Genomic DNA, 26,904 nt, shown 5'->3' with positions numbered 1-26,904 from the left:
GCTCATGCACGCCAGTAGTCGGCGGCACCGGCCGGCAAATGGGCCAATACGCGATCGAGCTTCGCTTCGTCGACGTTCTTCCGCAAGGCTGCCGCCACATCGGCAATTGCCGTATCCGGCGAAATATTGTGGTCTCCACGCAGCGCTTGCACTTCGAGCGTCATAGCCGTCCTTCCCGAAAACGGGCTCGTGGGTTCTTCGAGATCCCACTCGGCGATAAAGATCGCTCTTAGAACCGGCGGCAGCACGTCGGCAAACAGGATCGCATCCTCGACATCCAGGCGACGACGAAAGGTCTGCAGCACGGCCTGAACCATCGTATAGGCCTGGTTCGTCGTCTGGAGCCCTGAGATATCGCGGGCATCGGTGATGAAGCGGTCGAAATCGACCGAAGCCTGCCGATATTCCATCGGGATCGTCATCGCGTTCATCCGCCCTTTGGCCGCGGCTGCCAGTAGCGCCACGGCGCATACCAATGATGCCTGCCCTTCAGGCGCTCCGGCACCGGGTCGAACCCATGGGTTCCGCCCGGGCCACAACGCGCGACGCGAAAAAGCGTCATCCAACCACCGGCCCACAGGCCGTGGCGTGCGACTGCCTCATAGCCATATTCCGAACAGGTCGGCAGATGCCGGCAGGCATTGCCGATGAAACTGGAAAGGGTCAACTGATAGGCACGGATGAAGGCCATGCCAAGCAGGCGCCCCGGCGTCCTGCGGAAAGGACCGGACCAGTTGCGCCCGCCGCCCGCAGACTCAGAGCCAGCCATGGGCGGATGTTCGCAATGCGGATCCCGGCACATGGCTCAGACGGCCGTCGCCAGACGCCTGGCCTCGATCTGGCCGATCGCATCGACGACAGCATCGAAAGTGAGCATGGTCGAGGCGTGCCGGGCCTTGTAGTCCTTCACCGGCTTCAGGAACCGCATGTCCTCGAAACGGCCAGAGGGACCTTCCCCGTCGGCCTTCAGCATCGCCAGCATCTCGTCGCGGGCCTTTCGGATTTCGCTCGCCTGCGCGCCGACGACATGACGAGCCATGATCGACGACGATGCCTGCCCGAGCGCGCAAGCCTTGACGTCATGGGCAAAATCCGTGACCACGTCGCCGTCCATCTTCAGCCAGATCCGGACCTTCGAGCCGCAAAGCTTCGAATGCGCAACCGCTTCGGCATCGGCATTTTCCAGAACCCCGATACGCGGGATATTGCCGGCGAAGTCGAGAATACGATTGTTGTAAATGTCATCCATCATTTGACGCGATCCGGCTGATTTTTCGCGGTTTTGGGTGATCGGCGCATGATTTTCTCCTATAGGCAGGAAAAAAGCACGACGCAGTCCCCTCGGCCTCTTTCATCTCTGTGGCACCATACTATATGCTATGTCGTGTTGGGGCGACAGTTCCGCAAGAGGATCAAAATGTCGCCTGTTGTTTGGGAAACCGTGCCGGACGGTCCATTGCACTGCTAAGCAAGGACCAGAAAGCCCCGGAGCCCGCCGACGGAACCCAAGCCTGCAGGGTTAGGCGAATGGCCAGTGGCGAGTTGTCCGAAAGATAAAACGTCAAGCAATCCCCGTATTGCGCAAAGAGGCCATTATGGATGCCATAGTGAAGAATTTCCCCGTGCTCGACAATGCGAGCGACCGGCCGACGCAAAAAGAGGCCGAGGACGCCGTGCGCGTTCTGCTGCGCTGGGCAGGTGATGATCCGAGTCGCGAGGGCCTGTTGGATACGCCGGCACGCGTAGCCAAGTCCTACCGCGAGCTTTTCAGTGGTTACGATCTCGCAGCCGAAGACGTGCTCGGCCGGACCTTCGAAGAGGTTGCCGGCTACGACGACATGGTGCTGGTCAAGGACATTCCGTTCTATTCCCATTGCGAACACCACATGGTGCCAATCATCGGAAGGGCGCACGTCGCCTATCTGCCGAATGGAAGGGTTCTTGGGCTTTCGAAGATCGCCCGCGTGGTCGATATCTATGGTCGCCGGCTGCAGACGCAGGAATCGATGACGGCCCAGATCGCCAAGGCGATCGACGAGTCGCTGGCGCCCCGCGGGGTCGCGGTGATGATCGAGGCTGAACATATGTGCATGGCGATGCGCGGCGTTCAGAAGCAAGGCTCGACAACGCTGACCACCACATTTACGGGTACTTTCCAGACCGAACCGGCCGAACAGGCCCGTTTCATGACGATGCTGCGGGGCTTCAAGTAAGGCTCCTACCAACGGAGCCTTTCATGACGCTCACATTCGAGACCCCCTCCTCCAACAATGCCGAACTGGAAAACGGTCCGGCCTTCACGCCCCGCTTCGATGAAAAGGGGCTGATCACCGCCGTCGTCACCGACGCACGCGACGGCGAGTTGCTGATGGTCGCGCACATGAACGCCGAAGCGCTGGCGCTGACGATCGAGACCGGCGTCGCCCACTATTACAGCCGCTCCCGAAAGAGCCTCTGGAAGAAGGGCGAGAGCTCCGGCAATCTTCAGACGGTGAAAGAGATTCGCACCGATTGCGACCAGGACGCCATCTGGCTCAAGGTGTCGGTCGCCGGACACGACGCAACCTGCCACACCGGCCGCCGCTCCTGCTTCTATCGAACGGTCGGCACCGATGGCGGCCGTGCTACCGTTACGATCACCGACGACATCAGGCATTTCGACCCGACCGAGGTTTATGACAAAAATTAAGCATTGCGCATCTTTTTGGGGCGGGTGCATACTGCGTTGATATTTTGGTAACCCAGCGGGCGCCTAATCCTTCGGCAAGGATGCAGTTTCCCTGGGAACGGCCGCAAGCCGGGTAACATTGCAAACTGTAGTGAATGTTTATCGGCCCCGCCGCACGCGGCGACAGGATCGATGGTAATCTGAATAACGGTGCCAGTCTTTCAGCGATGAATAAGGACAAGGCCGGCACCAGCGCCGGCTTGGCAGGTTTTCCTCCAGACAAGTGCGCTCAAAATTATTGCGTCGTTCCAGGATCGAATCTGGTCTTCGGAAGTTTGAGTCAATGCATGGAGCGCCACGACGCCCTTCGCGCATTCTGAAGGACGTGTTGCGCTGCCACGTGTTCGGCGGTGTTGGAGGTGCCGGATGTTGAACTGGACTTTTACGCGTAGCAGCCAGATTGCCGACCTGACCGACCCGGACGGGTCATCACTCTCGACAACACCATCTGAACCCGCCGTGCCGCCCAGACCGCCCAAGATCGCAATCGCGCTCGGCGGCGGCGCCGCTCGCGGCTGGGCCCATATCGGCGTGCTCAGAGCGCTCGACGAAGAAGGCATCGAGGTCGGCATGATCGCCGGTACCTCCATCGGCGCTCTTGTCGGTGGCTGTTATCTCGCCGGCAAGCTCGATGAACTGGAAGCATTTGCCCGGTCACTGACTGTACGACGCATTGCCGGCCTGCTCGATTTCGCCATCGGCGGCGGCGGCCTCTTCGGTGGGCTGCGCTTGACCAAGCGCATGCAGGAGCATCTCAAGGGCCTAAGCATCGAGAGCCTCGACCGACCGTTCATTGCGGTTGCAACCGAGGTGCATAGCGGCCACGAAGTCTGGCTGGAAAAGGGCTCTCTGATCACCGCCATCCGCGCGTCCTATGCCCTTCCCGGCATCTTCGAGCCGATCAATGCCAACGGCCGGACATTAATGGACGGCGCACTGGTCAACCCCGTACCGGTTTCGGTATGCCGTGCGCATGAACAGCAGCTCGTCGTTGCCGTGAACCTTAACTACGATCTCTATGGCCGCTCTGCCGTGGTCAAACACAGCGCCGGCACAGAGACCCTGGATATGCCGGCCATCAACGAGCCGACGCACCACTCGGCGCGCATGGGCATGACCAGCGTCATGGTTCAGGCCTTCAACATCATTCAGGATCGCATCTCGCGTGCGCGCCTTGCCGGCGATCCTCCGGATCTGGCCCTCCATCCGAAGCTCAACGACATCGGGCTCTCGGAATTCCACCGCGCCGGAGAGGCGATTGATCGCGGCTATCAGGAAGCGAAAGCCAAGCTCGCCGAAATCCGCCGGATGCAGGAAGTCCTGGTTCGCTGACAACGGGCGCAATGCCAGGTTTCCGCGTTGCTCCAAGGGATTGCTGTACCGGTCGCACATTTAGCGATGGCGGAAAGTGCCAGCGCGCGTTCAGCACGACTGTTCGAGATTGCGCCGCAGACGGACAACAAAAGGGCGGCGGAAACCGCCCCTTTCAATTATCCAGCTATATAGGCCTTGATGTGCTCGGCCTCTTGCTCCATCGCGCGAATGTGATGCTTGATCACGTCACCGATCGAAATAATGCCGGCCAGGTGCCCATTCGTTTCAACTGGCAGATGACGGGCTCGCAGCTTGCTCATCATTTCCATCAGCGTATCGACGGACATTTCCTCGGTGCAGCAATAGACGTTCTGCCACATCACGGCCGAGACCGGCTTCTCCAGACAGGCAGCGCCATGTTTGGCAATGGCGGCGACGATATCGCGCTCGGTCAGGATGCCGGTGATCTGATCATCCGCATCGATGATGATCACTGCGCCGATATGATTGTCACGCAGAAGGACTGCGGCCTGTTGAACCGTCATGCGAGGACCGACGGTCACGACGTTCCGGCCCTTTTCATTGAGTATCGCTTTTACTGACATGCACACTTCTCCCCGTTGCGACGACGCCGGGTCGGCGGGGAAGGTTCCAGCCTGTCGTGTGCGGCACAGTCGGGGAACGGAACCTATACCCACTCCGGTACCTGCAAGGCTGACGCGTCGCTCCTCAGAAACGCGCTATACCTTTGAGCACCCGGCCTTCACGGGCCGCACCGTCCATGGACAATATCGGCCGTTTCAAATGGTGCGCCAGCGTTCCCGGGAAATCAAGCGTTCTGACAATGATCGCAACAGGATCGGTGCGTTCTCAATCGCGTGGGTCGAACAACGCGAACAGGAGGAAGCCAAAGAGGAAACCGCCGATATGCGCTTCCCACGCCACGCTGTCGGCTCCGCCAGGCGTGAACATGCCGAACCCGACGAGGAAATTCGTCAGGAACCAGATGCCGCTGAAAACGACGACTGAGCGATTGGAGAGCGCCTCGCTGAAGGAAAGCCTGCGATTGAGGTGTGCGAACTGCCGACTGATGCGGCCGCTTGGCGAAAACACGAATCGCGCCGCGCCACCCATGAAGCCCGAAACGACCCCCGAGGCGCCGACCACGACGATCATCTCGCCCCAGTGAAATACTGTGTGAAGTGCTACGGCAGCGGCGGCCGAAAGAGCCCAGAAGAGAGCCAGCCGCGCCATGCCGATGCGCCGGGCCACCGGTGCCCCAAAGGCAACCATCCAGAAGATATTGAAGATCAGGTGCTCCCAGCTTCCGTGCAGGAACGAATACGTCACCGGGCTCCAGAGCCACGCAAGGCTCTGCTCGGCAAGCGGATGATCATAGCGCGCTGGAAGGAAGGCGAAGTTCAGGATGATATCCTGGTCGAGACTGCTCGAGAAGACATAGGTGCGAAGCGCATGAATAGCGACGAGGAACAACAGGATGCACGTCAGCCCCGCCGGCAGGTTGAATGCGGGCTCGTGCGTGCGCTGGACGGCGCCTTCCCGCTCCGCCTCCGGTGGCGTCGCTGCCTGATCTCGTTCCATGGCTGCTGCTCTCTTCCGTCCGCATGTCCGTTTCAATCCGACCCAGTCGGCCGGGCAATTGCGCATCGCCGGACAGCGCGCCCAGCCATAAGCAAACAAAAAAAGACCGTCCAGTAAAAACTGAACGGTCGGTGAGCTCCCAATACCCAGAGCTCAAAATCTGTGCCGAAGGCAATCCTTCGTGAAGTGATGTTCATTCAGGTGCCAGCCCGCTGCGGCCGAAGCAATCGAAACCGTTTGTTAACCTTAATTTCCAGGTGGCACGGAATTCGCTCTGTCATCAGGACAACCGGTATGAGCGGTCGAATTTGTGCCGGATCGGCACACAGATCGCGCGAAATGGAATGAACGACATCATGCGCAGCAAGACATCAACGCAGTTGTTCCAGTATTGGAACCTCATTCGTGGCGACCGTGAACTACCGCGTCGCGACGAAATCGAACCGTCGGCCATCCGGACACTCCTGCCTGAGCTCTTCATCCTCGAGAGGGACAGTTTCGCCAGTATAAAATTCCGCCTGGCTGGAACGCATGTCTGCGCCCTCTTCGGCCAGGAACTGCGCGGCCAGCAGTTCGGTACACTCTGGTTCGGGACCCAGGCTGGCAGAACGCTTCAAGTCAGCACGCAGGTGATGGCACGACACGTGCCCGTCATGCTGTCGGCGATTGCACTGACGGAAGACAGGAGAGAATTGGAGATCGAGGCTCTGCTCCTTCCCCTCGCCTCCAACGAAGGTCACAGTGACCGCATTCTCGGTTCTCTCTCACCATTGTCGCGCCCGTACTGGTTGCACGCCGCACCGGTCAGCGGTCTCGATGTTAGGGGCCTCAGAGTGCTCGATCCGGATCGGACGGCGGCGCTCCTAAGGGAACCGGCCATGGACGAGGCATTTTCTCCCGGAATCCGGCAGGTGCAACACTTGCGCGTCTTCGAGGGCGGCCGCGACGCCTGACAAACGCCTGTGCCAAGATCCGCGCAGCCACCAACCGCAGGGCGAACATTCTATTAACCGGACCGCACTATGCTTTGCCTGCCAAGATACGTCATGCAGAGTGATCATGTTCTCGTTCCAGCAAGCTCAAAATACCGGTCCGAAGCCGCACCAGGAAGGCGCATTTCAGCGCGTCTCGGTGAACCTTACCGGGCGACTGATGCTTGCCAACCACGACGAATTCGACTGCACCGCCGTCGACATGTCACCGGGTGACGTGCTTCTGTTATCGCCAGCCCGCCCACGTGCCGGCGAACGCATCATTGCCTACATCGATCACGTCGGCCGGCTCGAAGGCACCGTGTCTCGGCTCGCCGAAAACGCCTTCGTCATCCAGCTCAACGCCACGGAGCGCAAGCGCGAGAAGCTTGCGGCGCAATTGACGTGGATTGCCAACAAGCACGAACTCGGCCTTCCCGAAGATCGTCGCCACGATCGTCTTGCTCCGCGCAAGACGCTGACCGAGCTGACGCTCGATACCGGTGCCAAGTATCCCTGCCGCATCATCGACCTTTCGATGTCCGGCGCCGCGGTGGACATTGAAAACCGCCCCCCGATCGGCACGCAAATCAAGCTCGGCAACATGAAGGGCAAGATTGTCCGTCATTTCCAGGAAGGCGTTGCCATCGAATTCTCGGGCGTCCAGTCCCGCGAAGCCCTGACGGAATTCCTCTAAACCGCGTCGCGGCCTCTACGGCGCCGCGCGTCAACGCGCAAAGGACGCTGCAGCACTTTAAATCTGCTGCATGATTCTCTCCTTGAATCGATTCCGATTTAAGGATTTAAGCAGTCGTATCCGCGGACTGCGCCTCAAACTCTTGTGATGCGCATGACGTTATCGCAAAATCGCTGCGTTCGTTTGCGCGATAGCGCTTTGGGCGATTTCGGCCGCCGCCTCAACGGCATTGCCAGCCCTCAATCGTGACGCTTCGTCCTCGGCGGCATCCGTATGCGGCCGAGCATAATCGGCAACGCCGACGCGGTAGACCGCCCTGGATCGGGGCTATTCCGGCCCAACACTCTCGACGATCGAACCGATGTTTCCGCGCGTCCGTTCCGACCGCGGCGCCTTGTTGCTCCATTTCAGCACAGCCCGTGGCTCCCTTTGCCGATTTTCGGCACAACTTTTTTCAAATAATTTTTCTCCGTATTTTCGCTCGTCGCGTTGATTTCACGTTGAAATCAAGCATTGCGGCCAAACGCAAAGTGGCGAAATTGCCCCTCCCCGACACATCCAGCTGCCGCCATGCACCCGGGCATTGGCACGCTATCCGTCGATATGCGCTCACAAAACCCCACTCTTGCAACCATTTAGATGCTTAACAGATTCCACTTGCGTGCTCGACGGCCGTTCAAGATCGATAAAATTTGAATCAAATTCGACTAAAATATATCTCAAAATCTGTTCTTATTTTATTCTGATACGATTTTCATTTGTACTTTGTTTTACCTCGCATATTCGCCAGCGATAAAAATGTCCGTGCCATTGTCGAACCATAACGGGGAGACAATCATGCTCAAGACAATCACCAAGATGATCGCTGTCGCCGCACTTTTGACCGGCGGCCTGGTCGAAGGCGCAATGGCCCTTCCGGCGAACATGACCGTGACCGGTGCGACCAACCCGCCGATCGGCCACTATGAGTTCTGCAAGATCAATCCGGGCGAATGCCGCTCGAACGGCGCCGATCGCGGCCCGATGGTCCTGACGCGCGAAAGCTGGCAGAAAATTCTCGAGGTCAACTACGACGTCAACCAGGGGGTCACGCCGATGACCGACATGGAAATCCACGGCGTCGAGGAAAAGTGGTCCTACCCGGACAGCGTCGGCGACTGCGAAGACTACGTTTTGCTGAAGCGCCGCAAACTCATCGAAAGCGGCTTCGCCGGCTCTGACCTTTTGATCACTGTCGTCCTTCAGCCGAATGGCGATGGCCACGCGGTCCTGACCGTGCGCACCGATCGCGGCGACTTCATCCTCGACAACATGCGCAACAAAGTGCTGCTGTGGTCGGATACCGAATACACATACCTCAAGCGGCAGTCGACCGAACATGCTGGCCGCTGGGTCAAGCTGCAGGATGGCCGCACGGTCGCAGTCGGCAGCGTCCGCACCCAGTAACCCTCACAGAATGACCGCGGCGTGGTTGGGTGATTTCCCGCGCCGCGATCAGTTATCCGGGCTTCGGTCAGTCCCATCCCCGTTTCAGACCAGGCCCTGGCCGGTTCCGCTGTCCCTCGGAGCCGGCTTTCTTGTTCTCGGCCACCCCAGCGCGCCGAGATCAGGCGCGCACAAGCGGAAGACGCGCCTATTTAATCGAAAATTAACCACCTTCGACCAGCGTCAGGCAAGCCACCCCTGCCAGAGTCCAACTTGCGCTGCCGACCGACCAGCGGCAGCTGAACCGCCACATATCGCGCGGCTACCGCGACGGGACGCCCCATCGATGAGCACCTCTTCCAACGGGAACTCGGAGCCGGAACTCAGCCCGCTCCTTTCGAGGCGCTTCGTCTACAAGATCACCGCGGTCGTTGTCCTGCTTGCCGCGATCACCGCCGCACTTTCCCTGTCGGGGCGTTGGTTCGGGGAAAACCTCGCACTGGCCGGCCACACGTCAAGCCTCGTGCCCTACGATATCTTCATCGGTCAGGATCACCTACGCCTGCCCGCCAACGTCATTCGCTTTGAAAACCAGCGGGCGACGTCGATCGCCGAACGGGTCGACGTTTACGTGACATGGCCAGCGCTCGAGGGGTACAGCGACGACAACCGCAACCTCTTCAATGACGTCAGCCGTCCGGAGGCCCTGATCTTCCTGCAGATCGCGCAGAGCACGATGTCGCGCGACATGTCCGGTCGGCTCGACCCCATCTACACCCAGGTCTTCGAGGGCGCCACAGGCCCTGGCCCCAATGGGTTGACGCGGCACGGCGTCAAGGCGACGTCGAGCTATGCCGGCGAGGCCTTCTTCACAGCTGCGCGTGGAAAGGAGCCACCCTACGTCGTGCGCTGTCTGGAGCCTCGCGCGAACGAGGCCTCCACGAGTGCGGACTGCCAGCGCGATATTCATGCCGGCAAGGATCTCGTCGTCCTTTACCGCTTCTCCCGCAATCTGCTGCCGCAATGGCGCGAAATCGACAATGCTGTGGGTGGCTTCGTGAAAAGCCATCTCGTGCCCTGATTTTGTCCAAGTGGTGTGATGCTGGCTTGTGCGCCGCACCATTGCGCTACACCGGTATCACCTCTGTACAAATGCGTCCGATTCCGGAAACCAATCATTCATCATAAACCGATTGGTAACGCTATGCCGATACTGTCTCAGGAACGGTCGTTCCCGGAGGCGGCGTCCGGACAACACCCATGACATGAGAATGAAGAGCAGCGTAGTGTCCCAATCAGGTTTTCTTGATCTCGCGAAACGCCCGTTCGGCGCCTTTTCAAAGATGGTAGGACGGATCGTCCTTGCGGGCGCCGTCGCATCGGTTGCCTTCGCAGCACCCGCTTTGGCCAACCCGAAGTATTCGGGCATCGTCGTCGACGCGAAAACCGGCAAGGTTCTCTACGGCGAAGATGCCGACGAGTTGCGCTACCCCGCTTCGCTGACCAAGATGATGACGCTTTATCTGGCGTTCGAGGCGCTCGAAGCCGGTCGGATCAGCAAGTCAACGCCTGTTCCCTTCTCCAAGAACGCTTCCGCCGAACCGCCTTCGAAGCTCGGCGTGCGCGCGGGGCAATCGATCACGGTCGAGCAGGCGATCCTGTCGCTCGTCACCCGTTCCGCCAATGACGCCTCGACGGCGCTTGGCGAACTGCTGGGTGGCTCGGAGCAGCGTTTTGCCCGCATGATGACCAACAAGGCGCGTGCGCTCGGCATGACCCGCACCACCTATCGCAACGCCAACGGCCTGCCGAATACCGAACAGCGCACCACGGCCCGCGATCAGGCACGCCTCGGCCTCGCGCTTCGCCAGCATTTTCCACAGTATTACGATTACTTCTCCACGCGCAGCTTCCGCTTCGGCAAGCAGACGATCGGCAACCACAATCGCCTGCTTGGCAATGTGCGTGGCGTCGATGGCATCAAGACAGGCTACACCCGTGCCTCAGGCTTCAACCTGGTGACCTCTGCTCAACTCGAGGGTCGCAGCATCGTCGCCGTCGTCATGGGCGGCACCTCTGGCGCCAGCCGTGACGCCCAGATGCGTCGCCTGGTGGCAAAGTACATGCCGGCGGCATCGCGCCGCGGCGGTGGCAACCTGATCGCTGAAACCGCACCGACGCCGGTTGCGCCTGTCGCCGAAGAGCCTATCGCTGTCGCGCAGGTCGCGGAAACGCCGGTCTCCAGCCCGGTCGCAGCTGCCGCTGGCCTCGACCTGCCGAACACCGGACCGGTTCCGTCCGTGCGCTACAGTGGCGAAAATACCAACAGCGTGCAGATGGCCTATGCCGGCACCAAGCGCGCATCGGACAACCCGGTCCTGTCGCCGAAGATCGTCCCCAATACGCTTGACGCCCAGAGCATTAAGCTGTCGCGTCAGCCGGTTGCCGCAGGCATGGTCGACGGTCAGATCACCAACTCCGTTCCCAAGCGCGAGCCGGTCGCAGCCGAAGCCGAGCCGCAGGCTGTACCGCAGCCCCAGGGTTGGGTCATCCAGATCGGTGCGACGCCGGACAAGGAACAGGCCATGACCCTGCTCGGCAACGCCAAGGACAAGGGTGGCAAGGCGCTCAGCAAGGCAACGCCCTTTACGGTCGCCTTCAGCAATGGCGGTGCTCAGCTCTACCGCGCTCGTTTTGGCGGGTTCGACGACCAGAATGCAGCGGTAAACGCATGCAAGACGTTGAAGAAGAAAGGCATTTCCTGCTGGGCTGCCCAGCAGTAGACGGCATTTAGTTTCGGTGGCCGATCTGTTAGTCCGACCACCCTCCTCGGTTTTGTAAAGCGTACGAGGTTAGTTATGGCAATGAACGAGAATGTTCCGGGTGTCACTCCCTTGCCCGGGCGACGGGCGAAACCGTCGCGCATCAATCTGCATCCGCTGCATGAGGCAGCGATGCGCATTGCCGATCTCGGTCTGAACCGCCCGAAGGCGAAGACCAAGGATCTGGTAGGCATGCTCTTGACCCATGGTGCACGCGCCTGGCGCTCGACACAGCCACGCGCCGGCATCCATCTTCACGTGACGGCACCCGGTCGTCGCCACCCGCTGAAGATGCGCATCCTTTGAATAGACTGAGATTGAAAGGCGGCTTCGGCCGCCTTTTTCGTCTGGCCACAGCGCCGCGCGTCTTATTAGACGCGCAAAGGTCGCTGCAGCTCTTTGAATTGCTGCATGTTTTTATCCTTAAATCGAATAGGATTTAAGGAAACATGCAGTTGAGCGCTCCGTCCTAAACGGAGCCATTGAAGCGTTCTATTTCTTTGGTTCTTCGCGTTTCCTGGCGGAAAACCGCTTCGCACTCTTCCTGGAAAGGCTCTTAGAGCAGACCGAGTTCGGCAAGCTCGCGCCGGAGCTCGAGAGGCATTTCGGCCCCATCGCCCGAAAGCGACGCCAGATCTCGAGGCGCTTCGTTAGCCTTGAGATAGCGCCAGCCCTGGAAGGCCCGACGCGGCTGCAGCTCCGTTTCAACGACTTCGGGTCCGAGCAGCAGATTGCAGCGACCGATCCCCTCACCGTCCGTAAAGGTTTCGATACCGATCAGCGGTTGGCGCGCCTGAACCTGACCCTTGATGACCCAATAGAGCGAGCCGCCTTCCAGCAGCTCGTCCATGCGTTTCGGCACCATTCGGGTGGTGTGGTATGAATGCGGTTCAAGGCCGGCGGCAATTGCAGCCAGGGCCTTGCGCGAAACCCATTCGCGCAGATCATCGATCGATTCCGCTCCGACGCAGAGCTTTATGAGATGCAGAGACATGGCTGTTTTTGAACACCCGTCCGGCCGTCACGGTCAAGCGAATTGCGCAGCGTCATCCACAATCGTTCGTGCGCCGCTCAACATTCGACGACATTGACCGCCAGGCCGCCGGTGGACGTTTCCTTGTATTTCTCGTTCATGTCGACGCCGGTCTGGCGCATGGTTTCGATGCAGGCATCGAGCGGCACGAAATGCTGACCATCGCCCTTGAGCGCCAGCGACGCTGCAGTAACGGCCTTGACGGCGCCGAGTGCGTTTCGTTCGATGCAAGGCACCTGTACCAGGCCGGCGACCGGATCGCAGGTCATGCCGAGATGATGTTCGAGCGCGATCTCGGCGGCGTTTTCGATCTGCTCCGGAGAACCGCCCATGACAGCAGCAAGGCCCGCTGCCGCCATGGCCGAGGCCGAACCGACCTCGCCCTGACAGCCGACTTCGGCGCCTGAAATGGAGGCGTTGTGTTTGATGATACCGCCGATGGCAGCTGCCGTCAGCAGATAGTCGCGAACGCCGTCCTGATCGGCATCGTCGTGGAAATGCATGTAATAGCGGATGGTCGCCGGAACGACGCCGGCGGCACCGTTCGTCGGCGACGTCACAACGCGGCCGCCGGCGGCGTTTTCTTCGTTCACCGCCATGGCGTAGACGCTCAACCAGTCGTTGGCGAGCAGCGGGTTGATCTTGTTGGAGCGCCACTCTTCCTGCAGCTTGTCGTGAATGGAGCGGGCGCGCCGGCGCACCTTGAGACCACCGGGCATGATGCCGTCCTGGCTAAGGCCGCGGTCGATGCAGCTGCTCATTGCGCCCCAGATGCGGTCGAGCCCCTCATTCAGTTCCTGCGGCGACATGGTGGTTTCTTCGTTTGCCCGCTTCATCTGCGCGATGGTCATGCCGGAGCGGGCGGCCATGTCGAGCATTTCGTGGGCAGTGCTGAAGGGGAACGGGACCTTGACGCCAGCAGGCTTGTTCTTGGAAGCGCGCATCGCTTCGAGTTCCGTATCGGTCACGACGAAACCGCCACCGATCGAATAGTAGATGCGCTTGAGCAGAAGGCGGCCGTCCTTGTCGAAGGCCGAAAAGGACATGCCGTTGGCGTGGCCTGGCAAGGGCACCTTCTTGTCGAAGATCAGATCGGTCTTCGGCTGAAATTCGTAAGATGGATGGCCCGGCGGCGTTATGCGCCCGGTGCGCTCGACGTCGTCGATCAGTGCATCCATGCGGTCGGGGTCGACGCGATCGGGACGCTCGCCGACAAGCCCGAGCACAACCGCCCTGCCCGAACCATGGCCGATGCCGGTGTGGGCAAGCGAGCCGTGCAGGCTGACCTTGATGGCGGCGACGGAGGCATGCGACGGACGCGGCCATTCGTCGGACAGGATGAGTTCGAGAAAGCGATTGGCGGCCGACATCGGGCCCATCGTATGCGAACTCGAAGGACCAATGCCGATCTTGAAGACGTCGAAGACGGAAAGAAACATGAATTGCCTGCCCGGAGCCTGAACATATGCCGCCGGCCCATCGCCGGATGCGGTCATATGCATGATTGCACAGTCGATACAAACTCGATCCCTCCTCAGGACCGAAGCAATACCGTCACCCTTAGATATAGGATCAAACTCTAAGCCATCCTATCCCTGTCGATCAGGCGATCAACCGACATAAGTTCCCGTTGGTGCGACATTGCGCCGACGATTCGGTCCGCAGCCGCCCGAACCCGCGATACGACTGCCCGGAATCAAAACAGCGCGGCTTCCGGGAAGCCGCGCTGTCAATCAGAGGACTTTTGGGTATCAAAGGCCGCCGAAAAGATAAGCAAGAACAAGAACGCCAGCGAAACCGGCTACGGCGCGAGCAGTCACGCCCCAGCAAGACTTCTGTATTGTATTGTCCATGATGTCTCCGAAAAACTCTCAACGGCTGCGGGCCACACATCAAGGGCCCGTGCATGGCGCAATCCATACTGAAGAAAGTGTAAAGACGCAACGGTGAAATATGGCGAAAAGGTGACAGGGGCGCATCCGCACTCCGGTCAACACAGCAAACGTTGGGGTTCGCGCATTTTTGCGGGAAGAAATTCCGCCGCAATTTCATCACACTAGTTGATGCAGCGCCGATTCTCCACAGGCGCGCCCACCTTGCAATTTCCAAAAGCCATGCCAAAAACACGTGTATGACCTTCGAAGATTACATAGCACTTACCGTGTTCATCCTGCTGTGGGCCGGCTTCAGCTGGGCAACAGACGGTACCCGTGGCTTCAAACGCATCAGTCTCACGCGGCTGATGAACGAGCATCGTGGCCGGTGGATTCGCAATTCGCTCAACCGAGACCTGAAAATGATCGACACCCAGATCATCGCCGGGCTGCAGGCGGGCACCGCCTTCTTCGCTTCGACAACAATCTTTGCGCTCGGCGGCTGCTTCGCTCTCTTGGGCGCGACCGAGCAGGTGCAGATGATCTTCGCCGACATGCCCTATGTCTTCCACGGGGGCCGAACGGCCTTCGAGCTGAAGGTCGCCGGGCTCACCTGCCTCTTCGGCTATTCCTTCTTCAAGTTCGGCTGGTCCTATCGCCTGTTCAACTACTGCTCGATCCTCATGGGCGGCATACCGATGACGGCGGACATGATACGCGACCGGCACGCCGCCGAGATCGCGGCCGAACGCGCGGTGCGCATGAACGTGCTCGCCGCAAAGCACTTCAATGCCGGTCTCAGGGCGATCTTCCTGTCGATCGGCTATCTCGGCTGGTTCATCAGCCCCTACGCCTTCGTCGGCCTGACAATCTTCGTCATTTTCGTTCTGACCCGCCGGCAGTTCTTCTCGGAGGCGCGCGCGGCCCTGTTGGAAGACGCCGCCCGCTAACTGCTCGCGCCACGCGTCTCGGATATCTCAGGACGGGAATCCAGCCGTATATTCCATTTCCAAGCAATCAAAGCCGGTCTGGCGCAAGCCTGACCTGCCAATCTCATTGGCGCCAACAGGATGGCGAACACCATGTCCGATAGCAACATGACCTCAACCGCTGAACCGCAACCAACGACGAGCGCCCATCGCCGGCTCGTCTTTATCGATGTGCTGCGCGGCCTGGCACTGGTGGCCATGGCGCTTTACCATTTCGTCTGGGATCTGGAATTCTTTGGCTATGTCGCGGCTGGGACCGCCGGTACCGGCGGGTGGAAGATTTTTGCGCGCCTGATCGCCAGCAGCTTCCTGTTTCTGGCGGGCTACAGCCTCGTGCTCGGGCAACGGCCGAGGATACGTTTCGATGCCTTCATGCGTCGTTTTGCCAAGATTGCCGGCGCGGCCGCGGTTATCAGCATTGCGACCTGGTTCGCCTTCCCCAACACCTTCATATTTTTCGGGATCCTCCATTCGATTGCCGCGGCGAGCCTCGTCGGCCTTCTCTTCCTGCCGCTTCCGGCAATCGTTTCGTTCGTGGCTGCAGCCGCCGCCTTTGCCGCTCCGCTCTATCTCCGCTCTGCGATCTTCGACGCACCCTATCTCTGGTGGGTCGGCCTTTCCGAAACGATTCCGCGCTCGAACGACTACGTGCCGCTGCTGCCGTGGCTCGCACCGTTCCTCCTCGGTCTCGGCACCGCAAAGCTTGTGCATGCACGCCTGATGGCATGGCTTGCCAAGCGCCCGGTGAACGACGGAAAGAGACGGCTGTGGACGAAAGCGCTGATCTTCGGGGGGCGTCACAGTCTGGCCATATACCTCCTCCACCAGCCGCTGCTCATCGGATTGGTCTATCTCTTCTCACTGGTCTCGCCGCCGACACTGCCGGATCCCAAGCAGGCCTACCGCACCAACTGCGTCGAGGCCTGCGGCCGTGGCAATCCGGCCGTGCCTTGTGACGCCTTTTGCGGATGTACGCTCGACCGTCTGGTGGAACAGAACCTGTTCGACGACCTGAACAGGGGAAAGATCAACGTGAACACGGATGAACGCATTGCGCGAATCGCCGGCCAGTGCACAATGGACGTGCAATCAGGGGACTAGGACATGAATGCCTATCGTGCCAAGCCGCTGAGTTTCCCATGGCCGGCCCTGCTCTACGGGACCGCCACCCTCGCAGCCTTGCTGCTTGCACGATATTCGCCCATCCCGGTGGTTCATGGCCACGGCTGGGTGCCTTGGATTTCGGGCGCCATCCTTGTCGCGACAGCAATCTGGCTCGATCTCTGGGCCGTCAAGACGCTGCTGGATCGCCACACCGCCGTACTTCCGCAGCGGTGCGCCACGTGCCTTGTCACCTACGGACCGTTCCGCTTCACGCGCAATCCGATCTATCTCGGCTACACGCTGATGATGATCGGCTTTGGCCTGATCACACTCAATCCTTGGTTCTTCATCATGGCGATTGCGGCGGTGATGTTGACCACGATCTTCGCCATTCGCAACGAGGAGCGGCATCTGCTTTCGCGCTTCGGCTTCGAGTTCGAGCGCTACTGCCGGCATACGAGCCGCTGGATCTGATCGGCTGCTTATAGACAATAAAAAAGGCGGCCAAAGCCACCTTTTTAATCTTCATGCGCTGAATGGTACCCAATCAGGTGCCGACGCCGATCTCGGCGAGACGCGTCAGACATGCCTCCTCGACATTGTCTAGTTCGGTGAGCGTGTCCTCGATATCCTTGCGCTTCTGCCGGAGCTCTTCGCGCTTCGCCTCGACGCGGCTCATCAACAACTGCAGCTGACCAAGTTCGCCGGGCGGGTCCTTATAGACCTGAATGATCTCGCGGATCTCGGCGATCGTGAAACCGATGCGCCGACCCCGGAGAATCTCCTGTATCAACCGGCGATCCGCGGGGCGGAACATGCGGGTCCGTCCGCGACGCTCCGGATGAATGAGGCCCTCGTCCTCATAGAACCTCAGCGTTCGGGTCGAAATGCCGAATTCCCGCGTCAATTCGGTAATGCTATAGTACTTATTCACGCTGCCATTCCATGATTTCTTGACCATCACTATCGTTGACCTTGACGTAAAAGTCAAACAACCGGCAACGTCACGTGACGTGAAACCACCAGGTGGCGATACCGAGAAAACTGGAGAAGCCGGTGATATCGGTAATAGCCGTCACGAAGACGGCGGAGGAGACCGCCGGATCGGCGCCAAAGCGTTCCAAAAGGAGCGGAACCATGATGCCGGCAAGGGCCGCGGCCATCATGTTGATGAGCATCGCCGTGGCGATAATGCCGCCGATATTCGGATCCTGGAACCAGAGGCCGGCCAGAAGGCCGATCAGCGTGCCGAAGATCATGCCGTTCAAGAGACCCACCCCCGCTTCGCGCCGGATGATTCGTGGCGCGTTGTGAATGTCGAGGCCGCGGGTCGCAAGCGCGCGCACCGTCACGGTCATCGTCTGCGAGCCGGCATTGCCACCCATGCCCGCGACGATCGGCATGAGGATGGCAAGCGCCACGATCTGCTGGATCGTCGCATCGAAAAGGCCGATGACAGAGGCGGAGATACAGGCCGTCATCGAATTGATGAACAGCCACGGGACGCGTGAGCGGGAAGCGTCGGCGACCGAGTCCGACAACTCCTCATCGCCGACGCCGCTCAGACGCAGCAAGTCTTCCTCCGCCTCCTCCTGGATGACGTCGACGACATCGTCGATGGTCAAAACCCCGACGAGCCGGCCGTTGTCGTCCACCACAGCAGCCGAAAGAAGGTCGTATTGCTCGAAGAGCTGCGCCGCCTCTTCCTGATCCATCTCCGCTGGAATGGCATGGCTGGTATCGCGCATGATGGCGTCGACCTTGATCGAGCGCTTGGAGCGCAGAACCTTGTCTAGATCAACGGCACCCAGGAGCTTGAAGGTCGGATCGATGACGAAGATCTGCGTGAAACTTTCCGGAAGGTCCGCGTCCTCGCGCATATAGTCGATCGTCTGGCCGATGGTCCAGAACGGTGGCACCGCGACGAACTCCGTCTGCATGCGCCGGCCGGCTGTGCTCTCGGGATAATCAAGCGAACGACGCAAGCGAACGCGCTCGGTAAAGGGCAGCTTCGCCAGGATCTCGTCCTGGTCCTCTTGATCGAGATCCTCGAGAATGTAGACGGCATCATCCGAATCCATCTCGCCAAGCGCCTCGGCGATCTGCTCGTTGGGCAGATGCTCGACGATGTCGAGGCGAATGGCCTCGTCGACTTCGGTCAGCGACGAAAGATCGAAGTCCTTGCCAAGCAGCGAGACGAGCGCCAGGCGCTGTTCCGGCTGGATCGCCTCGAGCAGGTCGCCCATTTCGGACGAGTGCAGGCCGGCGACGTGTTGGCGGAGATAGATCGTGTCGCGGTCGGCAATCGCCGCGCCGACATGCATCAGGAAGTCGGAGCGCACCGAACCGTCTTCGGCATAGATGTCCGCCCCATCATAGGCGGGGATTTCTTCGGAATCGCGGTCGTCGTCGCCGGTATTGCTCATGAGCGCGCCCTCGAAACGATTGCCAACTTTCCAGCCCGCCAAGCGCGGTTCTGGAAAGGGTACATCACTGCCGGTTTTGCCGCCCAGATCTTCCTCTCAGAATTGGGCCTTACAGCCCTGCTAGCGCAAAGCCTTGCCGAGGTCCACATCGCAGACGCGGACGTCGCCACTGCGGCAACAGATTTATTCAAGCTGTTGCAAAGACATGGGAAACGCTCGTGCGCACGCGCAGTCGACATCGACGGGGCGATCGGATAGCACTATGCGGCCGCAGCCGAGGAGCTTCAGATGGCGATCCACCCCATCCTTCGTTTTCCAGATTCGTTGCTGAGCCGGGAAGCAAAGACCGTCGAAGAGTTCGACGCCGCCTTGCGTGCGCTTGCGGACGACCTCCTCGACACGATGCGCGCGGCACCGGGGATCGGTATCACCGCGCCGCACATAGGCATCCTGCAGCGATTGACAGTGATCGAACTCGACCGCGAAAGTGGTGTGCGTATCTTCGTCAATCCCGAGATCGTCTCGCACTCGACCAACATGGTCAAACATGCCGAAGGCAGCGTTTCGATGCCGGGAATTTCCGAAGACGTCGAGCGCCCCGGGATGGTGCGCGTTCGGTACCAGACACTCGACGGTACGCCTGTCGAGGAAGACGCTGACGGCCTGATGGCGGTCTGTCTCCAGCACGAGATCGACCAGCTCGACGGCATTTTCTGGATCCAGCGCCTGTCGCGACTGAAGCGGGAGCGCGCCGTCAAGAAGTTCGAGAAACCACAAGCGAGTTGGCGCGAAACTGACCTGGCGAGCGCCGTCCACCGAGGAGATCGAGCAGACTGCAGTATATCAATCGAACCCGAGCTTTTCGTCCCAGGACCAAATGTCTAGTGTCAAACACAGGTTTTCAATCAAGGATCAGCCTATGAGACCGACGCATGTCGCAATCCTCGCCCTTCTCGCTCTGGCGGGATGCAACACCGCCCCCCCCAACCTCGAGCCGTTACCGGGCAGCCTCACCTACGGCGAGACAGGTCCAATGCGAAAGACGCAGGCGGCGCCGGGTACGATGATTCAGAACCGCTTCTTGCACCAGGGCACCATGGTCTACGAAACCTACGAAGTTCAACCCGATCACAGCTACAAGCTCGTGCGTCGCAGTGTCGCCGACACCTGGTCGAACTGAACATCACGTTTCATGCTGAAATGACATATGAAGCCGGGCCGCCAATTCGTTGGCGTTCCGGCTTCTCTTATCCCTGGCCAATGACCGGGCGATTTGCCTCAAGACGGAACATTGTTGTTCTATGCCCGTTGTTTACGATGACAACAACGGAGGTCATCCGATGAGCAAATATCTGGATGAGCGAGGCGATCCTATCTCAGCAACACATGATCCCGACCGGGAGGACTTTACGGCGCGCGAAAGCCGTCAGGGTCCGCTGGGTGTGCGTGTTCTGGCAATCCTCGGTGCTGGCCTGTTTCTGGCGCTACTTGTGTGGGGAGGCACCGAAATCTGGAGCGAAAACAGCGATAGCGAACGGACCACGGCAGTCGACCAGATCCAACCGCAACCATCACCGGAGCACACCGGCAGCATCGACAACAAGCAGGGCCGGATACCGGCACCGACGAATACCGCGCCGACCGCAGGTTCAAGCACCGGCGACGAAACACAACAAGTTTCGCCCGACGGCACGGTTAAATGACAGCAGCTGCCGGTTCGGGCTTTCGCCGAGTAACGAAGGTGCCGCAAAGAGCGCCTATCCTCGAAAGAGAAGCTCGAAGACCGGTTGAAGCGCGATAGGCGAAAGCTTGGGGAAGCTGGACAATGAACAATCCAGCTTTCGAGGAGCGGAGCGCGCGCCAAGCATCTCCGCCGGTCACCCCTTGCGCGGATCGCAAAGCGCAAGCGTAACCGCGACTTCCGTTATTCCCCCCTCGCAATTCCCTCCCTCGCACTTTTCGGGTTACCAGCGAAGTCGGATGTTCTGGCGGGCGGCAGTCGGCTGACACTGCAGGGTGAGACGCGCAGCAGAATACGCCGCGCCTTTATTGTCGCCCGATCCAAACCACGAGTTGCCAAAAGCAACTGAATATTAGAAGTTTATTAACGCGCGACCAAAAGGTTTCTGCGGCCTGACGAGATTGCAGGGCATGACGACTGCCTCTTCCCCCGAGCCTGCCCATCACAGCAACGCCAACATATGCCGGGGCTGCTGGGATCAGATGCGCGTACCTATCCCGATCCGCGGCCCGCTTGCCCTTCCCTTCCGCGCATTCGGCATCACCCGAAGCAAGATGAATCCAAACATCTGCACGATCTGCGAACGCTCCTTCCGTTACGTCAAGAAGCAACGCCACATAACCACCCGCGCTACCATCCTGTTTGCAGATATGCGGGGGTTCACGCATCTGTCGGAGCGGATCGAAGCGCTTGAGCTGAGCGAAATTGTCAGCCTTTTCCAGGATCGCTGCGCGCAGGCGGTTTGGGCGCATGACGGCATCGTCAACAAGCAGATGGGCGACGGCCTGATGGCGATCTTCAACTTCCCGATCGAGATAAAGGATCATGCTCGTGCTGCGATCAAGGCGGCGATGGATATACAGCGACATCACGCAGCCCTGGACGGCTCGAACCTGGTCCTCGAAGGCACCCTTGGTCATACGCTCGGCGTTGGTGTCGGCATCCATACCGGCGATGTCGAGATTGGCGAATTCTCAAGCTTCCGCAGCGATTTCACCGCAATCGGCGGCACCGTCAATCAGGCTGCAAGGCTCGAATCCCAGGCCGGTGCCGGCGAGATCCTGGTATCAGCGGAGACGGCCGCCCAAGCGCCGGACTTCATCGATGGCTCCGAGACCCGTCTGCTTTCGCTGAAGGGCATCGAGCACCCGGTGCAGGCGAACGTACTCAAGACAAGGTGACTATAGACGGTCGGCTAAGCCGTTTCTCACTGTTGGCGCAACCAGCCAATTTTCTGCCGAATCGCTGCCGCAAGCTCCGGCGGCCGCTCGCCGTCGATCAAGCCTTCCACATCTTCACCCAAATGCGCCTTGCCTGTCGAAGGGAGCGCTCCATCTGACCTTCCGCACCGGTACCGATCTCGCGTTGCGCCAGACGCACCAGCAAGCGGTTCGCGATCAGCCGGACGACGGTGATCAGAGCACCTCCGTCTATGGCGACCGGTGCGCAGCCGGCATTGCTGGCTGCGTTGGCAGAGGCTTCCATGAGCAGTGCATATCTCGAAACCTAACGCTCAGGATAGCAATCTATTGCTGGCAAGTGCGTCAAAATTGTCGATGGTGTATTTCGGTAGCTCTGAAGGAAACCCTTAGTGGATGAAGGAAACCCTTAGTGGATAACAATTTACGCCGCGTCGTGCTCATCGTCGCCTTATTGAACCTAGGCTACTTCGGGGTTGAATTCTTCGTTGCGCTTGCCATCGGCTCCGTTTCCCTCTTGGCCGATAGTGTCGACTTTCTCGAAGACACGTCCGTGAACATCCTGATCTTCTTTGCGCTCACCTGGACAGCGCGGAGCCGTGCACGTGTCGGTATGGCGATGGCATTCATTCTTCTGGTCCCCGCGCTGGCCTTCTTATGGACGGCTTGGGCGAAGTTCATGGATCCAATCCCGCCTGAGCCCTTTGCACTATCCCTGACTGGCTTTGGCGCTCTCCTGATCAACCTGTTCTGTGCATACCTTCTCGCCGCGTACCGCCATGGAAGCGGCAGCCTCACGCGGGCGGCATTCCTGTCTGCCCGCAATGACGCCTTTGCCAATGTCGCCATCATCGGCGCGGGCCTGGCGACGGCTTACCTGTGGCAGTCGGCTTGGCCGGATTTAATTGTTGGGCTGGGGATCGCACTGATGAACCTGGATGCAGCGCGGGAAGTCTGGGAAGCTGCGCGCGAGGAACACGACGCCGTGGCGTAATTCGTACGAATTGAAGCCGGAAACTCGCGCTTGGTGCAATGGAACGAACAGATGTCCCACGCATGGTCCCGACGTGGGACACCGTTGCGCTAAGTATAGGGATAAAAACAAAAAAACCTGCCGAAGCAGGTTTTCTTTGGTGCGGTCGAGAAGACTCGAACTTCCACGGGTTGCCCCACAGCGACCTCAACGCTGCGCGTCTACCAATTCCGCCACGACCGCATCGTGGTAGGTGCCGAATTGCTCCGGCGGGGCTGCATGTAGCAAAAGCCTCTGGGGTGCACAAGGGCATGACGACAGAAATTTGACGGGAAAAGAAACTATTTCAACAGCCTCCCCGCGAAGCCCTGCAAACGCTGGACTCTTGTCGCGCGCCGTCCCATGTACAGGGGATCAAAACAGGAATGCAGACGGAAATGCAGCGCGAAAATCTGAGCCAGGACATGTTCGCCCCCCCGGAATCACCCCCGGTTCGCTGGCGGATCGCCCATCACCTCGTCGATTATCCACAGGCGGTTGAAACGATGGAGCGCGAAGCGGCCGCCATTGCCGCCGGCACCGCCGACGAGCTCGTCTGGCTGGTGGAACACCCGCCGCTCTATACCGCAGGCACCAGCGCCGACGCGGCAGACCTCGTGATGCCCGATCGGTTCCCAGTGTTTGCGACCGGCCGCGGCGGTGAATACACCTATCACGGCCCTGGCCAGCGGGTGGTCTATGTCATGCTGGATCTCAAGCGTCGGCGACAGGACGTGCGGGCGTTCGTCGCCGCGCTGGAAAGCGTTGTCATCTCGACGCTTGGTTCGATGAACGTCAAAGGCGAACGCCGAGAGGATCGCGTCGGCGTCTGGGTTCGCCGTCCGGAGAAACCGTCACTTCCGGACGGGTCTACGGCTGAAGACAAGATCGCGGCGATCGGCATTCGCCTGCGCCGCTGGGTGAGCTTTCACGGTTTCTCGCTCAACGTCGATCCGGATCTCGACCATTTCGGCGGCATCGTGCCCTGCGGCATCCGCGGCTACGGCGTCACCAGCCTCGTCGATCTCGGCCTGCCGGTGATGGTGCCGGATGTGGACATGCGCCTGCGCGAAGCCTTCGAAACGGTCTTCGGCCCGACCCGCAACGACCAAGCCTGAATTTGGGACTATTAGGAAGAGGGATGTTTCAGGGCGCTTCGATGAAGCGATCCCTGGCCCGTCGTTCGCGCCAGATCATGAAAAGTCCTGACACGACGATGATCGCAATCCCCAGCCATTTCGAGACCGATGGAAAATCTCCGAAGATGAGATAGCCAAGCGCTGTCGCGGTGACGATCTCGAAATAGGCAAACGGCGCCAGCAGGGAAACGGGTGCCGCCTGGAAGGCCTTGACCACCAGGAGGTGGCCATAGCCCGAAAGCGAGCCGAGGATGACGACGAGCGCCCAGCCGAGCGCGGTCTTTGGCAGAGACGGCTCGAAGTCCGCGACACCCATTTGATCGCCGATCGCAATCACCCCCACCATGAACAGCGTTCCGCCGATACCGGCAATCGTCTGCATCGTCAGCGGGCTGTCGGCCGTTCCGACGGCCCGGTTCAGCAGGAGATAACAGGCAAAGACCGAGGCACAGGCGACCGGCAGCAACGATGTTGCGCCGAAGACGGCGAAGCTGGGCTGAATGACGATCATTGCACCGGCAAAACCTACGGCAATTGCCAGCCAGCGGCGCCAGTCGACCTTCTCGCGCAGGATCAGCGCGGACAGGCAGGTCAGGATGAACGGCTCGACGAAATAGATCGCGAACACATCGGCGAGCGGCATGTATTTCACCGAAATGAAGAAGAACAAGGCCGCCGCCGCCAGAAGAACGCCGCGCAGCAGGTTGAGCCAGAGCCTTTTCGGGCGCAGCGCCCGCAGACCACCAACGGTAATGAGCAAGGGCAGCGTGGCGACAAGCTGGAAGAAGAATCGATAGAACGTCACCTGTGCCGGCGCCATGCCCTCGACGACAGCCATGTACTTGGCGATCACATCCATGCCTGGCAGGATGATCATGGCAAAGAGCATGATGGCGACGCCCTGCATTACCGTGTTCTGGGGATTGGCTGCTGTCGATGCAGACGCGGTCATGGGCTTGTTCCGATTGGGCTGCGCCACTTTAGAACGTTCGCAGCACTTTTCAACGCATACGGGTACGACACGGTAAGACATGTTTCATGGTCGGAGCCGCTTTTGACCGTGTTTTTGCCGCTGCGGGGTGGTCCCTGACGGGCCGAATGCCTATAAGCTCATTTCATCTTCCGCCCCGGAGGAGAAGCGCTCTTACTTCTCTGATCAGAAACCGGGACCTTTGAACGTGACCGTGGCAAAGGAGATATCCATGCGCTTGTCCACCGAAACGATGATTGCTCGCCTGCGCGACACCGGCGACGGAGATACGTTGGGCGGGCGCATCTGGCGCGCGCGCGACGCGGCCAACCTCTCGACCAAGGACCTTGCCGATCAGCTCGGCGTCAGAGTGGAAACGGTTGCCGCCTGGGAGCGCGACCGTGCGGAGCCGCGCACCACCCGCCTGTTCATGCTCGCCGGCGTGCTCGGTGTTACGCCCGCCTGGCTGATCGCCGGCATGGGCCGCGCGCCGGATGATGAGACGAAGACCGTTTCGAGCGAGAGCCTTCGAGAGCAGCTGGCTCTCGTCAAGAAATTGCACGAACAGACTGGCAGGGCCATTGCCGCTCTTGAGATAGAGCTCAATCGCGTTCAACAGACTATTCGTTAGTTCATTGCCGATTCCAACGGGCGACATTGGCCGTTCTGTCGATGCCACCCGAAATCATTGTTAGTTCAAGGAGAAAATAGATGGATGTACGCGCCGCCGTCGCCGTTCAGGCCGGCAAGCCGCTGGAAGTGATGACCGTTCAGCTCGAAGGCCCGCGGGCCGGCGAGGTTCTGATCGAGGTCAAGGCGACCGGCATCTGCCACACCGACGATTTCACGCTTTCCGGCGCCGACCCCGAAGGTCTGTTCCCGGCGATCCTCGGCCATGAGGGTGCCGGCGTCGTCGTTGATGTCGGCCCGGGCGTGACCTCGGTCAAGAAGGGCGACCATGTCATCCCGCTCTATACGCCGGAATGCCGGACCTGCCCGTCGTGTCTGTCGCGCAAGACCAACCTGTGCACGGCGATCCGCTCGACCCAGGGCCAGGGCCTGATGCCGGATGGCACCTCGCGCTTTTCGATCGGCAAGGACAAGATCCATCACTATATGGGCTGCTCCACCTTCGCCAATTACACCGTGCTGCCGGAGATCGCGCTGGCCAAGGTCAACCCCGACGCGCCGTTCGACAAGATCTGCTACATCGGCTGCGGCGTCACCACCGGCATCGGCGCGGTGATCAACACGGCCAAGGTCGAGATCGGCGCGACCGCGATCGTCTTCGGCCTCGGCGGCATCGGCCTCAATGTCATCCAGGGCCTGCGGCTTGCCGGCGCCGACATGATCATCGGCGTCGATCTCAACAACGACAAGAAGGCCTGGGGCGAACGCTTTGGCATGACCCACTTCGTCAATCCGAAGGAGGTTGGCGACGACATCGTGCCTTACCTCGTCAACATGACGAAGCGCGGGGCCGACCAGATCGGCGGCGCCGATTATACCTTCGATTGCACCGGCAACACCAAGGTGATGCGCCAGGCGCTCGAAGCCTCGCATCGCGGCTGGGGCAAGTCGGTGGTCATCGGCGTTGCCGGTGCGGGCCAGGAAATCTCCACCCGTCCGTTCCAGCTCGTCACCGGTCGCAGCTGGATGGGCACCGCCTTTGGCGGCGCCCGCGGCCGCACCGACGTGCCGAAGATTGTCGACTGGTACATGGAAGGCAAGATCGAGATCGATCCGATGATCACCCACACGATGCCGCTCGAAGACATCAACAAGGGCTTCGAGCTGATGCACTCCGGCGAGAGCATCCGCAGCGTGGTTCTCTACTAAGCTTAAAATCCGATTCAGG

31 protein-coding genes, 1 tRNA gene and 1 pseudogene are annotated in these 26,904 nt (G+C 60.0%); 21 read left to right on the top strand and 12 right to left on the bottom strand.

The features are described from left to right. Window positions 1–2: 2 nt before the first annotated feature. From J3R84_RS05800 to J3R84_RS05790, 3 genes are read right to left on the bottom strand one after another with little or no spacing between them, the layout of a single operon-like run. On the bottom strand, window positions 3–431 hold the full coding sequence (locus J3R84_RS05800; RefSeq protein ID WP_025426729.1) for a DUF2267 domain-containing protein: 429 nt from the start codon (window positions 429–431) through the stop codon (window positions 3–5). After that, window positions 428–802, bottom strand: a complete 375-nt coding sequence (yidD, locus tag J3R84_RS05795; protein WP_025426728.1) for a membrane protein insertion efficiency factor YidD — start codon at window positions 800–802, stop codon at window positions 428–430. The genes J3R84_RS05800 and yidD overlap by 4 nt, the downstream gene beginning before the upstream one ends. Before the next feature lie 3 nt (window positions 803–805). Continuing rightward, the gene (locus tag J3R84_RS05790; RefSeq protein WP_025426727.1) at window positions 806–1,252 is read right to left on the bottom strand and encodes an iron-sulfur cluster assembly scaffold protein; all 447 of its coding nucleotides are present in this window, start codon (window positions 1,250–1,252) and stop codon (window positions 806–808) included. A gap of 343 nt (window positions 1,253–1,595) precedes the next feature. On the opposite strand from J3R84_RS05790, the gene folE reads away from it, so the two are divergent. The 4 genes from folE (at window position 1,596) to J3R84_RS05770 (ending at window position 4,060) form a co-directional block, all read left to right on the top strand. Next, window positions 1,596–2,213 carry a GTP cyclohydrolase I FolE gene (gene folE, locus J3R84_RS05785; protein WP_025426726.1) on the top strand — a complete coding sequence of 206 codons (618 nt, stop codon included), beginning with the start codon at window positions 1,596–1,598 and terminating at the stop codon, window positions 2,211–2,213. Between the two features lie 23 nt (window positions 2,214–2,236). Then, entirely contained in the window at window positions 2,237–2,689 is a 453-nt protein-coding gene (gene hisI / locus J3R84_RS05780; RefSeq protein ID WP_025426725.1) for a phosphoribosyl-AMP cyclohydrolase, read from the top strand. A gap of 134 nt (window positions 2,690–2,823) precedes the next feature. Continuing rightward, window positions 2,824–3,048 (top strand): hypothetical protein, encoded by a 225-nt coding sequence (locus tag J3R84_RS05775; RefSeq protein ID WP_146160899.1) that lies wholly within the window; start codon window positions 2,824–2,826, stop codon window positions 3,046–3,048. Window positions 3,049–3,094: 46 nt separating this feature from the next. Beyond that, window positions 3,095–4,060 carry a patatin-like phospholipase family protein gene (locus J3R84_RS05770; RefSeq protein WP_025426724.1) on the top strand — a complete coding sequence of 322 codons (966 nt, stop codon included), beginning with the start codon at window positions 3,095–3,097 and terminating at the stop codon, window positions 4,058–4,060. Between the two features lie 158 nt (window positions 4,061–4,218). Here the strand turns inward: J3R84_RS05770 and J3R84_RS05765 are convergent, their stop codons facing one another. Both J3R84_RS05765 and J3R84_RS05760 read right to left on the bottom strand, forming a co-directional pair. Then, on the bottom strand, window positions 4,219–4,647 hold the full coding sequence (locus J3R84_RS05765) for a CBS domain-containing protein (protein WP_025426723.1): 429 nt from the start codon (window positions 4,645–4,647) through the stop codon (window positions 4,219–4,221). A 265-nt stretch (window positions 4,648–4,912) separates the two neighbouring features. Next, window positions 4,913–5,644, bottom strand: a complete 732-nt coding sequence (locus tag J3R84_RS05760) for a rhomboid family intramembrane serine protease (RefSeq protein WP_025426722.1) — start codon at window positions 5,642–5,644, stop codon at window positions 4,913–4,915. 344 nt (window positions 5,645–5,988) lie between these two features. On the opposite strand from J3R84_RS05760, the gene J3R84_RS05755 reads away from it, so the two are divergent. The 6 genes from J3R84_RS05755 (at window position 5,989) to J3R84_RS05730 (ending at window position 11,865) form a co-directional block, all read left to right on the top strand. Further along, window positions 5,989–6,597, top strand: a complete 609-nt coding sequence (locus J3R84_RS05755) for a PAS domain-containing protein (protein ID WP_051509159.1) — start codon at window positions 5,989–5,991, stop codon at window positions 6,595–6,597. Window positions 6,598–6,703: 106 nt separating this feature from the next. After that, the gene (locus tag J3R84_RS05750) at window positions 6,704–7,312 is read left to right on the top strand and encodes a PilZ domain-containing protein (RefSeq protein WP_025426720.1); all 609 of its coding nucleotides are present in this window, start codon (window positions 6,704–6,706) and stop codon (window positions 7,310–7,312) included. Window positions 7,313–8,149: 837 nt separating this feature from the next. Further along, entirely contained in the window at window positions 8,150–8,758 is a 609-nt protein-coding gene (locus J3R84_RS05745; protein WP_203527270.1) for a transglutaminase-like cysteine peptidase, read from the top strand. Between the two features lie 325 nt (window positions 8,759–9,083). Then, window positions 9,084–9,818 carry a hypothetical protein gene (locus J3R84_RS05740; protein WP_025426718.1) on the top strand — a complete coding sequence of 245 codons (735 nt, stop codon included), beginning with the start codon at window positions 9,084–9,086 and terminating at the stop codon, window positions 9,816–9,818. A 184-nt stretch (window positions 9,819–10,002) separates the two neighbouring features. Continuing rightward, window positions 10,003–11,520: a D-alanyl-D-alanine carboxypeptidase gene (locus J3R84_RS05735; protein ID WP_057205111.1), complete on the top strand. Its 1,518-nt coding sequence runs from the start codon at window positions 10,003–10,005 to the stop codon at window positions 11,518–11,520. A 75-nt stretch (window positions 11,521–11,595) separates the two neighbouring features. Next, window positions 11,596–11,865, top strand: coding sequence for a hypothetical protein (locus tag J3R84_RS05730; RefSeq protein ID WP_025426716.1), 270 nt, complete (start codon window positions 11,596–11,598; stop codon window positions 11,863–11,865). A 250-nt stretch (window positions 11,866–12,115) separates the two neighbouring features. On the opposite strand, the gene J3R84_RS05725 is transcribed toward J3R84_RS05730, so the two are convergent. Together J3R84_RS05725 and J3R84_RS05720 are read right to left on the bottom strand one after the other, a co-directional pair. Beyond that, the gene (locus tag J3R84_RS05725; RefSeq protein WP_025426715.1) at window positions 12,116–12,553 is read right to left on the bottom strand and encodes a DUF1489 family protein; all 438 of its coding nucleotides are present in this window, start codon (window positions 12,551–12,553) and stop codon (window positions 12,116–12,118) included. Window positions 12,554–12,630: 77 nt separating this feature from the next. Beyond that, on the bottom strand, window positions 12,631–14,031 hold the full coding sequence (locus J3R84_RS05720; RefSeq protein ID WP_203527272.1) for an L-serine ammonia-lyase: 1,401 nt from the start codon (window positions 14,029–14,031) through the stop codon (window positions 12,631–12,633). A 692-nt stretch (window positions 14,032–14,723) separates the two neighbouring features. On the opposite strand from J3R84_RS05720, the gene J3R84_RS05715 reads away from it, so the two are divergent. From J3R84_RS05715 to J3R84_RS05705, 3 genes are all read left to right on the top strand, one after another. After that, window positions 14,724–15,416, top strand: coding sequence for a DUF599 domain-containing protein (locus J3R84_RS05715; protein WP_025426713.1), 693 nt, complete (start codon window positions 14,724–14,726; stop codon window positions 15,414–15,416). Between the two features lie 132 nt (window positions 15,417–15,548). After that, a complete protein-coding gene (locus J3R84_RS05710; RefSeq protein WP_057205114.1) occupies window positions 15,549–16,556 on the top strand; it encodes an acetyltransferase domain-containing protein in 1,008 nt (335 codons plus the stop codon). Window positions 16,557–16,559: 3 nt separating this feature from the next. Then, on the top strand, window positions 16,560–17,033 hold the full coding sequence (locus tag J3R84_RS05705) for a methyltransferase family protein (RefSeq protein WP_025426711.1): 474 nt from the start codon (window positions 16,560–16,562) through the stop codon (window positions 17,031–17,033). 73 nt (window positions 17,034–17,106) lie between these two features. Here J3R84_RS05705 and J3R84_RS05700 read toward each other — a convergent pair whose 3' ends face one another. Next, complete coding sequence (locus J3R84_RS05700; RefSeq protein ID WP_025426710.1) at window positions 17,107–17,493, bottom strand: MerR family transcriptional regulator; 387 nt, start codon at window positions 17,491–17,493, stop codon at window positions 17,107–17,109. A gap of 70 nt (window positions 17,494–17,563) precedes the next feature. Beyond that, entirely contained in the window at window positions 17,564–18,985 is a 1,422-nt protein-coding gene (mgtE, locus tag J3R84_RS05695) for a magnesium transporter (RefSeq protein WP_025426709.1), read from the bottom strand. A gap of 288 nt (window positions 18,986–19,273) precedes the next feature. Between mgtE and J3R84_RS05690 the strand changes: the two are divergent. The 4 genes and pseudogenes from J3R84_RS05690 to J3R84_RS05675 all read left to right on the top strand — a co-directional run. After that, window positions 19,274–19,756: pseudogene (locus J3R84_RS05690) on the top strand (peptide deformylase); the annotation flags it as partial. Window positions 19,757–19,904: 148 nt separating this feature from the next. Continuing rightward, the gene (locus J3R84_RS05685; protein ID WP_025426707.1) at window positions 19,905–20,165 is read left to right on the top strand and encodes a hypothetical protein; all 261 of its coding nucleotides are present in this window, start codon (window positions 19,905–19,907) and stop codon (window positions 20,163–20,165) included. A gap of 160 nt (window positions 20,166–20,325) precedes the next feature. Further along, the gene (locus J3R84_RS05680; protein WP_025426706.1) at window positions 20,326–20,688 is read left to right on the top strand and encodes a hypothetical protein; all 363 of its coding nucleotides are present in this window, start codon (window positions 20,326–20,328) and stop codon (window positions 20,686–20,688) included. 448 nt (window positions 20,689–21,136) lie between these two features. Further along, window positions 21,137–21,907, top strand: coding sequence for an adenylate/guanylate cyclase domain-containing protein (locus tag J3R84_RS05675; RefSeq protein WP_025426705.1), 771 nt, complete (start codon window positions 21,137–21,139; stop codon window positions 21,905–21,907). A 97-nt stretch (window positions 21,908–22,004) separates the two neighbouring features. Here J3R84_RS05675 and J3R84_RS05670 read toward each other — a convergent pair whose 3' ends face one another. Then, entirely contained in the window at window positions 22,005–22,211 is a 207-nt protein-coding gene (locus J3R84_RS05670) for a hypothetical protein (RefSeq protein WP_057205117.1), read from the bottom strand. A gap of 126 nt (window positions 22,212–22,337) precedes the next feature. Between J3R84_RS05670 and J3R84_RS05665 the strand changes: the two genes are divergently transcribed. After that, window positions 22,338–22,919, top strand: a complete 582-nt coding sequence (locus J3R84_RS05665; RefSeq protein WP_025426703.1) for a cation efflux transmembrane domain-containing protein — start codon at window positions 22,338–22,340, stop codon at window positions 22,917–22,919. Between the two features lie 137 nt (window positions 22,920–23,056). Here the strand turns inward: J3R84_RS05665 and J3R84_RS05660 are convergent. Then, window positions 23,057–23,141, bottom strand: a tRNA-Leu gene (locus J3R84_RS05660). 194 nt (window positions 23,142–23,335) lie between these two features. On the opposite strand from J3R84_RS05660, the gene lipB reads away from it, so the two are divergent. Next, complete coding sequence (gene lipB, locus J3R84_RS05655; protein WP_038576894.1) at window positions 23,336–24,055, top strand: lipoyl(octanoyl) transferase LipB; 720 nt, start codon at window positions 23,336–23,338, stop codon at window positions 24,053–24,055. A 28-nt stretch (window positions 24,056–24,083) separates the two neighbouring features. Here the strand turns inward: lipB and J3R84_RS05650 are convergent, their stop codons facing one another. Next, the gene (locus J3R84_RS05650) at window positions 24,084–25,028 is read right to left on the bottom strand and encodes a DMT family transporter (RefSeq protein WP_082523756.1); all 945 of its coding nucleotides are present in this window, start codon (window positions 25,026–25,028) and stop codon (window positions 24,084–24,086) included. Between the two features lie 250 nt (window positions 25,029–25,278). Here J3R84_RS05650 and J3R84_RS05645 point away from each other — a divergent pair, with 250 nt between their 5' ends. Both J3R84_RS05645 and J3R84_RS05640 read left to right on the top strand, forming a co-directional pair. Next, entirely contained in the window at window positions 25,279–25,677 is a 399-nt protein-coding gene (locus J3R84_RS05645; RefSeq protein WP_025426701.1) for a helix-turn-helix domain-containing protein, read from the top strand. Window positions 25,678–25,757: 80 nt separating this feature from the next. After that, a complete protein-coding gene (locus tag J3R84_RS05640) occupies window positions 25,758–26,885 on the top strand; it encodes an S-(hydroxymethyl)glutathione dehydrogenase/class III alcohol dehydrogenase (protein ID WP_025426700.1) in 1,128 nt (375 codons plus the stop codon). The last annotated feature ends 19 nt before the right edge of the window (window positions 26,886–26,904 follow it).

Origin of the sequence: Ensifer canadensis, assembly GCF_017488845.2 — a bacterium.
Taxonomy (GTDB): domain Bacteria; phylum Pseudomonadota; class Alphaproteobacteria; order Rhizobiales; family Rhizobiaceae; genus Ensifer; species Ensifer canadensis.
The sequence above is the reverse complement of the archived record's forward strand: the minus strand, read 5'-3'. Positions and strand labels throughout refer to the sequence as shown.